This is a genomic window from Synechococcus sp. UW140 (genome assembly GCF_900474295.1).
Classification (GTDB): domain Bacteria; phylum Cyanobacteriota; class Cyanobacteriia; order PCC-6307; family Cyanobiaceae; genus Synechococcus_C.
The window spans coordinates 52,018-63,627 of sequence record NZ_UCOB01000031.1; the positions used below are offsets into that span (position 1 = coordinate 52,018).

The window sequence follows — 11,610 nt, forward strand, 5'->3', positions numbered from 1 at the left end:
TCTGCCCGCAGCATTGATTGGTATTGATCGCAATAACTGGTGAGTAGCGCTCTGCCGCGATAAAGTTGTTGGGTCTTTTAGGTCTTGTATGGCGGATCCAGTGGGGCCCGGCAACGGTGGTCCTGGCGAGTCCGACGACCGGATCATCCAGACGGATCTGCGCAACGAGATGTCGCGTTCCTATCTGGAATACGCGATGAGCGTGATCGTTGGGCGTGCTCTGCCTGACGCCCGCGATGGTCTCAAGCCCGTGCATCGCCGCATTCTCTATGCGATGTACGAACTGGGGCTCACCAGCGATCGGCCTTACCGGAAATGTGCCCGTGTGGTGGGCGAGGTGCTCGGTAAATATCACCCCCATGGCGATACCGCCGTCTATGACGCCCTGGTGAGGATGGCCCAGGACTTCTCTATGTCGATGCCGTTGATCGACGGCCACGGCAACTTTGGTTCGGTTGATAACGACCCGCCGGCGGCGATGCGGTACACCGAATCGCGTCTGCGGGCTCTTACCACCGACAGCCTTCTCGAAGATATCGAGGCTGAGACCGTTGATTTCGCTGACAACTTCGATGGGTCTCAGCAGGAACCTACGGTGCTGCCTGCCCGGATCCCCCAGCTGCTTCTGAATGGCTCGGCAGGGATCGCCGTCGGGATGGCGACCAATATCCCTCCCCACAACCTCACTGAGCTGATTGATGGCCTTCTCGCTCTGATCGAGGACTCCGAAATCGATGACAGCGCCTTGATGCGCATCATCCCTGGCCCCGACTTCCCCACGGGAGGTCAGATTCTCGGCCGCACCGGCATCCGTGAGACCTATCTCAGTGGCCGTGGCTCGGTGACGATGCGAGGCGTGGCTGAAATCGAGACCATCGAAGCCCCCGGCCGGCCAGACCGCGATGCCGTGATCATCACGGAGCTTCCTTATCAGACCAACAAGGCGGCTCTGATCGAGCGCATCGCCGAAATGGTCAACGACAAGAAGCTGGAAGGCATTTCCGATATTCGCGACGAAAGTGATCGCGACGGCATGCGCATCGTGGTGGAGCTGCGCCGCGACGCTTATCCGCAGGTTGTGCTCAACAACCTGTTCAAGCTCACACCGCTGCAGAGCAATTTCAGCGCCCATATGTTGGCGCTGGTCAACGGTGAACCGATCCTGCTCACCCTGCGCAAAATGCTGCAGGTGTTCCTCGACTTCCGCGTCGAGACGATCGAGCGACGGACTCGCTACTTGCTGCGTAAAGCAGAGGAACGGGACCACATCCTCCTCGGTTTGTTGCTGGCACTCGACCAGCTCGATCCGATCATTGCCCTGATCCGGGCAGCGTCCGACACGGCAACGGCCCGTCAGCAGCTGCAGGAACGTCATGGCCTCACCGATGTGCAGGCGGACGCGATTCTGCAAATGCAACTGCGTCGCCTCACAGCTCTGGAAGCCGACAAGATCCGGCTTGAGCATGAAGATCTTGTGACCAAGATCGCTGATTACAAAGACATTCTTGGTCGCCGCGAGAGGGTTTTCGGGATCATTCAGGACGAGCTCAGGCAGCTGCGTGAGCGCCACCAAGTGGAGCGCCGCACTGAAATTCTCGATGTGGCCGGTGGCTTGGACGACATCGATCTGATCGCTAACGAGCGTTCAGTGGTGCTTGTGACGGAAACGGGCTACCTCAAACGGATGCCGGTGAGCGAGTTCGAGGCCACAAGCCGAGGGACGCGTGGCAGAGCCGGAACCCGCAGTCAGGGTGAAGAGGCGGTGAAGCTGTTCATCAGCTGCAACGACCACGACACTCTGCTGCTCTTCAGCGACCGTGGTGTGTCGTACGCCCTGCCGGCCTATCGCGTGCCTCAGTGCAGCCGCACCGCCAAGGGCACTCCCGTGGTGCAGTTGCTGCCGATCCCGAGAGAAGAAGCGATCACCTCGCTATTGGCCGTGTCGGAGTTCAACGACGACACCGATCTGCTGATGCTCACCCAGGGGGGCTTTATCAAGCGCACCCGCCTGTCGGCCTTCAGCAACATCCGTTCCAATGGTTTGATTGCCATTGGCCTGGAGGAGGGGGATGCCCTTACTTGGGTGCGACTGGCGGTACCCGGCGATAGCGTTTTGATCGGCTCTCAGGCCGGCATGACCATCCACTTCCGCCTCAGCGATGAGGAGTTGCGCCCGCTGGGACGCACGGCACGGGGGGTGCGTTCCATGAATCTGCGCGACGGAGATGCGCTAGTGAGCATGGATGTGCTGCCTGTTGAGCTTGCCGATCAGGTGGCTGAGAGTCATGAGGATGGGGCAGATGAGGACGAGGGATCCACTGCTTCGGATGGCCCCTGGGTGCTGGTGGCCTCGGCCGGTGGTCTTGGTAAGCGAGTGCCGGTGACGCAGTTCCGACTCCAGAAACGGGCCGGTATGGGCCTTCGCGGTATGAAATTCCGCAAGGAAGGTGATGCGCTGGTCGCCCTGCGGGTGTTAGGTGCCGGAGAAGAGCTGCTGCTGGTGAGTGAAAAAGGTGTGATCGTGCGAACCAGTGCGGATGCCATTCCCCAGCAGTCCCGAGCTGCCACTGGCGTGCGACTCCAGAAGCTTGATAAAGGTGATCATCTGCTCAAGGTGGTGCTTGTTCCACCACAGGCGGAATCCGATGCTGATGAGTCCATCGATGAGACTTCCGACCGTCCTGATGGGGCCGAGGCTGATGCAGTCGATGCTGAAGCAAGCCAGGCAGATGCAAGCCGTGCAGATGCGGCCAAGGCGGAGGCCCCTGAGCCTTCCTCTGATCAGGACGGCTGACCTTGGCTGAAGGCCCGGATGTGCTGGTGCTCGGGGGTGGACCCGCAGCCCTTTGCATCGCCTCAGAATTGGTGCTTCGTGGAGTGCACGTCGAGGGGATCAGCCCTGAGTCTGTGCAGGAACCATGGCCAAACACCTACGGCATCTGGGCGAATGAGCTCAAGCAGCTGGGGTTGGAACACCTGCTGGAGCACCGCTGGAGTGACACCGTCAGCTTTTTTGGCATGGGCGGTTCGCCGGATCAGGATCAACCCACGGCGCATGGCATCGATTACGGCCTGTTTGATCGGGCCTGCTTGCAACAGCATTGGCTGACGCGTTGCGGGCCGATGCGCTGGCATCAAGACACGGCCGAGCGGGTGGAGGCCGGGCATCAGTGCACCACAGTGACGTGCGGATCCGGCCAGATCTTGCAGGCTCGATTGGTGATCGATGCAACTGGGTCGCGCACGCCACACATCAAACGGCCGGATCATGGCCCGGTGGCGGGGCAAGCCGCCTATGGCCTGGTTGGGCGCTTCTCGAAGGATCCGATTCCTTCGGGTCAGTTTGTGCTGATGGATTACCGCTGCGATCACCTCAGCGCTGAACAACGCACGGAACCGCCGACGTTTCTCTACGCGATGGATCTGGGTGACGGTGTGTTTTTTGTGGAGGAAACCTCCTTGGCCCTGGCACCGGCCGTTCCCTTCGACGTGTTGAAACTGAGGCTTCAGCAGCGCCTAGATCAGTGCGGTGTTCAGATCGAGGAGGTGCTGCACGAGGAGTTCTGCCTGTTCCCGATGAACCTCCCGTTGCCAGATCTGCTTCAGCCAGTGCTCGCATTCGGAGGGGCGGCAAGCATGGTGCACCCCGCTTCCGGGTACATGGTGGGCTCGTTGCTGCGCCGTGCCCCCGCTGTGGCGCAGGCTGTGGCCGATGCGCTGACAGAGCATCCCGGGCTGGGTTCGGCGTCTTTGGCGCGTCGAGGATGGCAAGCACTTTGGCCCCTGCAATTGGTGTTGCGCCATCGCCTCTATCAGTTCGGGCTAGGCCGTTTGATGGGCTTCAACGAAGCGTTGCTGCGCCGTCATTTCGCCACCTTCTTCTCACTGCCACGAGACGAGTGGTTTGGCTTTTTGACCAATACCCTGCCGCTACCGCGGCTCATGGTGGTGATGCTGCGCTTGTTTGCCTTATCCCCTTGGGAGTTGCGACGGGGGTTGGTGCTGGGGGCAGATCCAAGGCAGCATCCGCGCTGGGGAGCAGCCGATTCAATTGTTCTTCGGCACGATTAAGCGCTTCCCCTCCTCGTCCTCAGGCATTCGCAGGAAGCTGCCGCCAATCCGCCGGTTGGATCAATGGGAAGAGGGCGTCTTCTGCTTCCACGTCCTCCAGCCAGTGTTCGGGAAGCTCTTCGCGTCTTTCGATTGCGGCCATCAGTTGCCAGAAGCGATACAGATGGCGTTCCACGCGCTCCCTCGCCAGGTCGGTGGTGGTGCCGGAGCGCAGGATGAAACTCCAGTCAGATGACTGGGCTAGCAGGAGTTCCCGGCCTGCTTGGTGGAGCAGGCGCAGGTCGGCTTCGCTGCCAACGCCTCGGCTGCTGCGCTCCACCATGGCCTGGCCGGCTTTGCTCCACTCGGGCACGATCCAGGCATTGGTGTCGTTCAGCCAGTAGTCGTGGAACCCCCCGCGGCCCCAACTGGAGGGGCAGGGATCACACACCTGCAGGTTGGGGGTTCCGCCCAAGGCAGCCCGCAGACTGCTGAAGCGAACACCTTGCTCAGGGCCCTGACGGAACAATTCGGCCAGGAACCGAGGGCCCTCAAACCACCAGTGGCCAAACAACTCGGCGTCAAAAGGGGCCACGAGCAACGGTGCGGTTCCCATCCCTGCCTGGAGGTTGGCGAGCTGGTCGCGGCGACCCTGGAGAAAGTGTTGGGCGTGCTCGCGGGTGCGGGCTTGTGCCTGTTCCGGTTGATAGGGCTGTTTGGCATCAAGCGGTGCATTTTGGTCGCTGACCCGGTGCAGCTTCAGCCCCAGTGGGCGCTGGCCGGGAAGGCCATGGGCGGCGATGCGCTCGGGGGGAAGGTCCCAGCCCAAGTCGCGGTGGAATTCGCGATAGGCCGGATCGCCGGGGTAGCCATCCTTGGCTGACCACACCGGCAGGGTGGCGTCGCTGTCGCGTCCGAAGAAGGCCACACCCTGGCGGCTGCAGATCGGTGCATAAACGCCGTAACGAGGTCGGGGTTTGGCATGCAGGAGCCCATGGCCGTCGAGCACGGCGTAACGCAGCCCGGCATCCCGCATCCAACGATCGAGACCTTCGTAGTACGCGCATTCCGGTAGCCAGATGCCCAGAGGGCGCTCCCCGATCAGGCGGTGGTGTTCGCGAACTGCTGTGCGCAGCTGGGCACGGACAGCTTCCGGATGCTCCCGCAACAGCGGTAGATAGCCGTGGGTGGCGCCGCAGGTCAGTAGGTCCAGCACCCCCTGCTGTTGCAGAGCGGCGAAGCGTGCGATTAGATCTCCATCGCAGTCCTGCCAGCGTCCTCGGTGCCGGGTGATGGTGGCTTCCAGATGCTCAGCTGCATCTTGACGATCGGCTGGAGCCTCCTTGAGCAGACCAAGACGGGCATCAATCCAGGCGGGGAAGCGCTCTCGCAGCGTGGTGTCCGCCAGCAGCGACAGCAGGGTGGGAGACACCCCCATGGTCAGTTGCGGATGCTGGAGTGGATCAGCTGCCGCAGCCTCAAGCGTTTCCAGCAGCGGTAAGTAACACTCGATCAGGGCCTGAAAGAACCAGTCTTCTTCCAGGGAGTTGGGCTCGGAACCCCGCACATAGGGGAGATGGGCGTGGAGAACTAGAGCCAGTGCTCCGTGAGCCACGTTCCAGTCCCAGTAATCGAATGAATGTACCGGTAATTGCCGCAGTCTCTGCGGGATTTGACACGTGCACTCGCCTAGACTGATCTAACTCATAGTCATTCCGACTAGCACTGCTCTCGAGGCTGTTGCCATGGCCAAGGATCCCGGCCGCGTTCTGATCTTCGACACCACCCTCAGGGATGGTGAGCAATCGCCTGGTGCCAGCCTCAATCTTGAGGAGAAGCTTGCGATCGCTCAGCAGTTGGCACGCCTTGGCGTGGATGTGATCGAGGCGGGGTTTCCCTTTGCGAGCCCCGGTGATTTTGCCGCTGTGCAGCGCATCGCCCAGCAGGTGGGTGGTGAACAGGGGCCGATCATCTGCGGCTTAGCCCGTGCCTCCCGTGGCGATATCAAGGCCTGTGCAGAGGCGGTGGCGCCCGCACCCCAGAGGCGGATTCATACCTTTATCGCCACCAGTGATATCCACCTTGAGCACAAGCTGCGCAAGAGCCGCAAGGAGGTCTTGGCGATCGTGCCCGAGATGGTGGCCTACGCCCGCTCTCTTGTTGAGGATGTGGAGTTCTCTTGTGAAGACGCTGGCCGCAGTGATCCTGAGTTCCTTTATGAGGTGATCGAGGCGGCGATTGCTGCCGGGGCGAGCACGATCAATATTCCCGACACCGTGGGCTACACCACCCCCTCCGAATTCGGTGCCTTGATCGCCGGCATCGATCAATATGTCCCCAACATTGATGAGGCTGTGCTGTCCGTGCATGGCCATAACGACCTCGGTCTGGCGGTGGCCAACTTCCTCGAAGCGGTGCGCTATGGCGCTCGTCAGTTGGAATGCACGATCAATGGAATCGGTGAGCGAGCCGGCAATGCCGCCCTGGAGGAGTTGGTGATGGCGCTGCATGTGCGTCGTCGCTTCTACAACCCCTTTTTCGGACGTCCTGAGGATTCGCCGACACCACTGACAGCGGTGCGTACCGAAGAGATCACGAAGACCTCCCGGCTGGTGTCGAACCTCACCGGCATGGTCGTGCAGCCCAACAAGGCGATTGTGGGGGCGAATGCCTTCGCTCATGAGTCGGGCATTCACCAGGATGGTGTGCTCAAGAACAGGCTCACCTACGAGATCGTTGACGCCCGCACGGTCGGACTCACCGACAACCGTATTTCCCTTGGCAAACTCAGCGGCCGCAGCGCTGTGCGAGCTCGCCTGGAGGAGCTCGGTTATGACCTCAGTCGCGAGGATCTGGATGAAGCCTTCTCACGCTTCAAAGATCTGGCCGATCGCAAGCGAGAGATCACCGATCGTGATCTGGAGGCGATCGTCAGTGAGCAAGTACAGCAGCCTGAGGCCCGCTACCAGCTCAAGCTGGTGCAGGTGAGCTGCGGCAGCAGCCTTCAGCCCACCGCCACTGTCACCCTTGCGAATGAGGACGGCCAGGAGCAAACATCCGCTGCCATTGGCACCGGTCCGGTGGACGCGGTGTGCCGTGCTCTTAATGCTTTAGCGGGCGAACCGAATGAACTGGTTGAGTTCTCGGTGAAGTCGGTCACCGAAGGCATTGATGCCATGGGAGAGGTGACCATTCGCTTGCGTCGCGAGGGGCAGCTATTTTCTGGGCACTCCGCCGATACCGATGTGGTGGTCGCGGCGGCCCAGGCGTTTGTGAATGCTCTCAATCGCCTCGTGGCCGGCAGCCTTCATCAGCCGATCCATCCTCAGCGTGATGCTGCTGAAGTGGCGTCCCGTCCCAGTCTTTGAGGCGTCATGGCCACCTCAGCAAAGACTCGCGCTGGAGCCCTGTTGCAGCTACTGCTGCTGATCTTGCTGGCCCTGGTGGTGCTCGTTCCCTTGCTCTGGCTGGTGAGTACCTCCCTGAAGGGACCAGCCGAAGATATCTTCAGTTCACCACCAGCACTGTTGCCGGCCCAACCCAGCCTCGCGGCCTATGGCCGCTTGTTCCGGGATAACCCCCTCGGCCTTTATCTGCTCAACAGCACGATCGTGAGTGTGCTCGCGGTCGTTGCCAACTTGCTGTTCTGTTCCCTCGCGGCCTATCCGCTGGCGCGGATGCGTTTCGCCGGTCGGGGATTTGTGCTGGCCCTGGTTGTGGCCACGATCCTGATTCCCTTTCAGGTGGTGATGATTCCTCTCTATCTGTTGATGGTGCAACTGGGCTTGAGGAACACCCTGATGGCATTGGTGATCCCCCAGGCTGCCACTGCCTTCGGTCTCTACTTATTGCGTCAGAGCTTTCTGGCGGTGCCGGTCGAGCTTGAGGAGGCGGCCCGAATCGATGGCTGCAGCAAGCTTGGCGAATGGTGGAACGTGATGATCCCAGCCGCCCGTGCCGATCTGATCACCCTGGGCATGTTCGTGTTCATCGGCACCTGGAGCGATTTCCTGTGGCCGCTGGTGATCCTTGATGACCCTGGGTTGTACACCCTTCCACTGGGTCTCCAACAGCTTGCCAGCAGTTTCTCCCTGGATTGGCGCATCGTCGCCGCTGGTTCTGTGGTCTCGATCCTGCCGGTGCTGATCTTGTTTGTGTTGCTCCAGCGCTTCATTCTCCCCAGCGCGAGCAGCGACGCGGTGAAAGGTTGATCAGCGGCTTGGTTCAAGCTTGAAGGACTGGAAGGGATCAAAGCCCTCTGCAGGTCTGGCTTGCTGGCGAAGTGATTGCTTCAGTTCGATCAGTTCAGATTGCTGTTGTGCCATCCGGCCGATGCGATCTTCCAAGTCCCGCTGATTGGTTTGGAGCTGCTGGAGCTGCTGCTCCAGCAGCTTGCTGCTCACTGAGGGGTTCTCCTCCAGACGTTGCTCGAGATCTGCGAGTCGTTGTTGGATCCGGTTGATGGTGGTGGTGTGCTGTGCGAGGGCCTGCCAGAGCACCATGAACAGCACCGCGAGCATGCTGATCCCCGCAATTGGGATCAGCATCCAGACCATTTGTCTCGCCTGCATCTGCGCCGATTGCGCCTCTTGCGACAGTGCTAGCAGTCCTGACGTCAGGATGGGCTTGTGGATGGAATGTGTTGATGGCTTTGAACGATTTGGATCAGTTGCTGGCGTTACGCAGTGAGGATCCTTCTCTTGCCGAGCGGATGGCCGGCCCCCTCGATCTCGAGGCCTTGATTGCGCTGGCGGCCGAGCGTGGACTCACCGTCACAGAAGCCGATGTTTTCGCTGCCCAGCAACGGGAGAATTCAGATCGGTCCTCCGCTCAGCTTCAGCAGGAGGCTGCCCAGGAGTCCCGGCGTCTCCGCCATTTCATTCAGGGTTAGCAAGGGCTGGTGTTGCACGACACCGCATGCTCAGGCCCTTTTGCGGAATCTTGGGGAGGACGATTCCTTCGCTTTGACGTGGATTCCAGCAATCGGTCCATTGAGCGCATCGGCTCTGAAGGCTCTCGACCTGTCTGTGACCATGCAAATCTTCTGTTGCTGCGTTTTGACGACAGCCAGGATCTGATCGATCAAGATCATTTCCTGGCCTGGGATGAACTGTTGGGCTTGCGCTGAGCACCCAGAATCGAGCTCTCAGCGCAGCATCACCACGTCTGGTGTCACTCCAAGAATCTGGCCGATCCAGAGCGCGTGGGTGACAGCTCCTTCGTGGGTGTGAAACGCCCAGGCATTGTCTGGGGAGCTGACGTTCTCAATCTGTTCATCTTGGGCGTTCACCCTTAGATAGGTCCCAGCGCGGGGGCAGCGGAGCACGAAGCGCTCGATCGAGAAGTCCGTCATCTTCATCAACGATCTCGTTGAGACTCACTATTTCGATAGCGATGGCGGGCCCTTTGAAGGCCCTGATCCTTTGTTTTCTTGCGGTTTTCATCAACGGTTTGTGACAGCTCTGTTGACGCTGGCCTATCCGTCTTCGCTTGATTGCTCCGTTGGCATGGGCGAGCTACGGAGCCAATGCAGCCCTGTCGGCGCGCTGAACAGGCTCTGATGGCCGCCGCCGCGAAACCACGCCTGGTCTTGGGGTTGTAGTGCCGGTAGGGCAATGTCCCATTGCTGCTCGAAGTAGGTAGTCGCTTCCTGCTCAGGGGCTGGGTCGGGCTGTTCCCAGTGCACAAGGGCAAGTTTGACGGGGTGGATCGACAGCACGGCCAGTCGCTCGCCTTCGTCTGGGGCCGGCACGATGCGTTCCTCGATCGACTCTTGGCTCACGAACAGGCGCAGGCTTCCATGGCAGTCGCGTCCGTCCAAGGGGTATTTGCACAAGTACAGCGCCCTTGCCTTCTTGAACAGGGGTGAAGGCGCTCGCTGCATCAGGGATTCGTAAGCCAGCTGGAGCCTTGCGTTCGGCATCGGAGCGTGATGTTTGAACTTTCCGGCCTCGGAGTGGCGCCAACACCGGCACCGAGGCGAGACTGGGGACAGTTTGCAGTCTGTACCAGTGGGAGAGCGTTGCCGGCCGCAGTACCGACTCGTTGCTCTTGATGGCAGTCCGCATCCGGTGCTTGATGCCCCATACGACTCCATGGAAGCGGCTGAGGCTGCTGCTCAGCGATGGTGCACTGGTCAGGGTCGCGCCTTTGCGATGGGGCAGAGCGGGATTGGCGTCGAAGTTCAGACCAGTTGTGGGGAGTGGCGCACCGTTGGCTATCCGCTCAGTTGCCTGCGCTCTCGCTAGACCGGAGTGAGGTGATCTTCGGCTGTGATGTGGGTCAGTGTCGACCTCTGTGTTGTGCCTCTCGGTGTCGGGGTCTCCTTGGCGCCTTATGTCGCCGCCTGTCAGCGGGTGATTGAGCAGGCGGGGCTCGACCACGAGCTTGGTCCGAATGGAACCGCGATTGAGGGTGAGTGGGACGCGGTCTTTGCTTGCGTGAGGGACTGTCATGACGCTGTGCACGCTTTGGGCGCGCCCCGCGTTTACACCACCTTGAAGGTCAATACCCGTACGGATCGGCAGCAGAGTTTTCGCGACAAGGTCGTCAGCGTCCAGGCGTCGACGCTTAGCGGTGCCTGAAGTCCGAAAACCGGAGAACTTCTGTGCAAAACACCAACGCCTGAGCGGTCCTGAGTCCAATGAGACTAGAGATGCGATTGGCTTGTTTTGCGGATACGTGCTCTGGGCTGTGCCCTTCTATTCGGCTTGGCGATCGGTGCAGGCTCCGGTCTATCGGTCCGGGCTGAAACCTGGGACAGGATTGGTCGTTTTGCTGCGACGCTCCGCAAAGCCGGCACGTCCACTCTGGTGGCCAGGGATTGTCCGAACACCTTGCTCGGTGCTTTCCATTCCGAACGCAATGCCCTGCTGATCTGTGCCAACAACCTCCCCAACGATCCTGCGGAGATCTGGGAGGTGCTGGCCCATGAGGCGGCTCATGTGATGCAGCATTGCCGCGGTGGCCCGCTGCTGGTGGAGGGTCAGATGGACGATGCGATTGCCCGGGTGCGCTCCCGTTCGCCGCGTCTGTTCAAGGAGCTGAGTCTCTATCACAGCAGTCAGCACCGCGATGAGGTGGAAGCTCGGCTGGTGCAAACCCTGCCCCCCGATCAGGTGGAAGCCTTGTTTCAGCGGTTCTGCGCGACGCGACTGACTGGAACGAGCTCGGATTCGTGAATGTTCGGGAGGTGAGTGCCATGGATGAGCAGAAGCCGATCACGCCACTCACCGGCCCAGTGTTTGATGACGAGGGTCGACTCACTTACATGGGGGTGGATGGACGCCGCTATGTCGTCGTCGATGGCGTCGATTTTGATGAGCAGGACGCCGCCAAGGTGATGAAGGTGCTGCAGTTGGCAGGCGGGGTGTTTGAAGAGATCGAGCAGCATTGCCGCCATTGGTTGCAAATGGTGGACGACTCACCCCTGAGCGAGGAAGAGGCCTTGTCGTTGCTGTTGGCCACTCTCGAAACCGTTTTGGAAAGAAAGCAAGATGACCAGCAGGACCCTGGCCAAGGGAGCTGAGGGTGCGCCCTTACGGTGTGACTGTTAACGCA

Annotated in this window: 14 protein-coding genes; 10 read left to right on the forward strand and 4 right to left on the reverse strand. The window is 60.5% G+C overall.

Going from position 1 to position 11,610, the window contains the following annotated elements; translation table 11 throughout:
- The first annotated feature begins 88 nt into the window (after positions 1-88).
- A complete protein-coding gene (gene gyrA, locus DXY10_RS13015) occupies positions 89-2,794 on the forward strand; it encodes a DNA gyrase subunit A (RefSeq protein WP_115019872.1) in 2,706 nt (901 codons plus the stop codon).
- Between the two features lie 2 nt (positions 2,795-2,796).
- Positions 2,797-4,071, forward strand: coding sequence for a lycopene beta cyclase (gene crtL / locus DXY10_RS13020; RefSeq protein ID WP_115019873.1), 1,275 nt, complete (start codon positions 2,797-2,799; stop codon positions 4,069-4,071).
- A 19-nt stretch (positions 4,072-4,090) separates the two neighbouring features.
- Here crtL and DXY10_RS13025 read toward each other — a convergent pair whose 3' ends face one another.
- Entirely contained in the window at positions 4,091-5,665 is a 1,575-nt protein-coding gene (locus DXY10_RS13025) for a glycoside hydrolase family 57 protein (RefSeq protein WP_115019874.1), read from the reverse strand.
- Positions 5,666-5,795: 130 nt separating this feature from the next.
- On the opposite strand from DXY10_RS13025, the gene DXY10_RS13030 reads away from it, so the two are divergent.
- The gene (locus DXY10_RS13030; RefSeq protein ID WP_115019875.1) at positions 5,796-7,418 is read left to right on the forward strand and encodes a 2-isopropylmalate synthase; all 1,623 of its coding nucleotides are present in this window, start codon (positions 5,796-5,798) and stop codon (positions 7,416-7,418) included.
- 6 nt (positions 7,419-7,424) lie between these two features.
- On the forward strand, positions 7,425-8,261 hold the full coding sequence (locus DXY10_RS13035) for a carbohydrate ABC transporter permease (RefSeq protein ID WP_115019876.1): 837 nt from the start codon (positions 7,425-7,427) through the stop codon (positions 8,259-8,261).
- On the opposite strand, the gene DXY10_RS13040 is transcribed toward DXY10_RS13035, so the two are convergent.
- Positions 8,262-8,597 (reverse strand): signal protein, encoded by a 336-nt coding sequence (locus DXY10_RS13040; protein WP_136989215.1) that lies wholly within the window; start codon positions 8,595-8,597, stop codon positions 8,262-8,264.
- Between the two features lie 98 nt (positions 8,598-8,695).
- Here DXY10_RS13040 and DXY10_RS13045 point away from each other — a divergent pair, with 98 nt between their 5' ends.
- Together DXY10_RS13045 and DXY10_RS14690 are read left to right on the forward strand one after the other, a co-directional pair.
- The gene (locus DXY10_RS13045) at positions 8,696-8,941 is read left to right on the forward strand and encodes a Nif11-like leader peptide family natural product precursor (protein WP_115019878.1); all 246 of its coding nucleotides are present in this window, start codon (positions 8,696-8,698) and stop codon (positions 8,939-8,941) included.
- 78 nt (positions 8,942-9,019) lie between these two features.
- Positions 9,020-9,178 carry a hypothetical protein gene (locus DXY10_RS14690; RefSeq protein WP_170955853.1) on the forward strand — a complete coding sequence of 53 codons (159 nt, stop codon included), beginning with the start codon at positions 9,020-9,022 and terminating at the stop codon, positions 9,176-9,178.
- An 18-nt stretch (positions 9,179-9,196) separates the two neighbouring features.
- Here the strand turns inward: DXY10_RS14690 and DXY10_RS13055 are convergent, their stop codons facing one another.
- Positions 9,197-9,403: a hypothetical protein gene (locus tag DXY10_RS13055; protein ID WP_371411162.1), complete on the reverse strand. Its 207-nt coding sequence runs from the start codon at positions 9,401-9,403 to the stop codon at positions 9,197-9,199.
- Between the two features lie 123 nt (positions 9,404-9,526).
- Positions 9,527-9,973 (reverse strand): hypothetical protein, encoded by a 447-nt coding sequence (locus tag DXY10_RS13060; protein WP_115019881.1) that lies wholly within the window; start codon positions 9,971-9,973, stop codon positions 9,527-9,529.
- Positions 9,974-10,061: 88 nt separating this feature from the next.
- On the opposite strand from DXY10_RS13060, the gene DXY10_RS13065 reads away from it, so the two are divergent.
- The 4 genes from DXY10_RS13065 to DXY10_RS13080 all read left to right on the forward strand — a co-directional run bounded on the left by DXY10_RS13065 (position 10,062) and on the right by DXY10_RS13080 (position 11,578).
- Positions 10,062-10,298, forward strand: a complete 237-nt coding sequence (locus DXY10_RS13065; protein ID WP_115019882.1) for a hypothetical protein — start codon at positions 10,062-10,064, stop codon at positions 10,296-10,298.
- A gap of 27 nt (positions 10,299-10,325) precedes the next feature.
- On the forward strand, positions 10,326-10,634 hold the full coding sequence (locus tag DXY10_RS13070; protein ID WP_115019883.1) for an MTH1187 family thiamine-binding protein: 309 nt from the start codon (positions 10,326-10,328) through the stop codon (positions 10,632-10,634).
- 87 nt (positions 10,635-10,721) lie between these two features.
- Positions 10,722-11,231, forward strand: coding sequence for a hypothetical protein (locus tag DXY10_RS13075; RefSeq protein WP_115019884.1), 510 nt, complete (start codon positions 10,722-10,724; stop codon positions 11,229-11,231).
- Positions 11,228-11,578: a hypothetical protein gene (locus DXY10_RS13080; RefSeq protein WP_244282313.1), complete on the forward strand. Its 351-nt coding sequence runs from the start codon at positions 11,228-11,230 to the stop codon at positions 11,576-11,578. Before DXY10_RS13075 ends, DXY10_RS13080 begins: the two co-directional genes overlap by 4 nt.
- The last annotated feature ends 32 nt before the right edge of the window (positions 11,579-11,610 follow it).

Excerpts from the sequence above, each read along its gene's own strand:
- DXY10_RS13035 (WP_115019876.1), top strand. The coding sequence starts at position 7,425 with ATGGCCACCTCAGCAAAGACTCGCGCTGGAGCCCTGTTGCAGCTACTG.
- DXY10_RS13040 (WP_136989215.1), bottom strand. The coding sequence starts at position 8,597 with ATGCTGATCCCAATTGCGGGGATCAGCATGCTCGCGGTGCTGTTCATG.
- gyrA (WP_115019872.1), top strand. The coding sequence starts at position 89 with ATGGCGGATCCAGTGGGGCCCGGCAACGGTGGTCCTGGCGAGTCCGAC.
- DXY10_RS13060 (WP_115019881.1), bottom strand. The coding sequence starts at position 9,973 with ATGCCGAACGCAAGGCTCCAGCTGGCTTACGAATCCCTGATGCAGCGA.
- DXY10_RS13045 (WP_115019878.1), top strand. The coding sequence starts at position 8,696 with ATGGCTTTGAACGATTTGGATCAGTTGCTGGCGTTACGCAGTGAGGAT.
- DXY10_RS13055 (WP_371411162.1), bottom strand. The coding sequence starts at position 9,403 with ATGACGGACTTCTCGATCGAGCGCTTCGTGCTCCGCTGCCCCCGCGCT.
- DXY10_RS13070 (WP_115019883.1), top strand. The coding sequence starts at position 10,326 with ATGTGGGTCAGTGTCGACCTCTGTGTTGTGCCTCTCGGTGTCGGGGTC.
- DXY10_RS13030 (WP_115019875.1), top strand. The coding sequence starts at position 5,796 with ATGGCCAAGGATCCCGGCCGCGTTCTGATCTTCGACACCACCCTCAGG.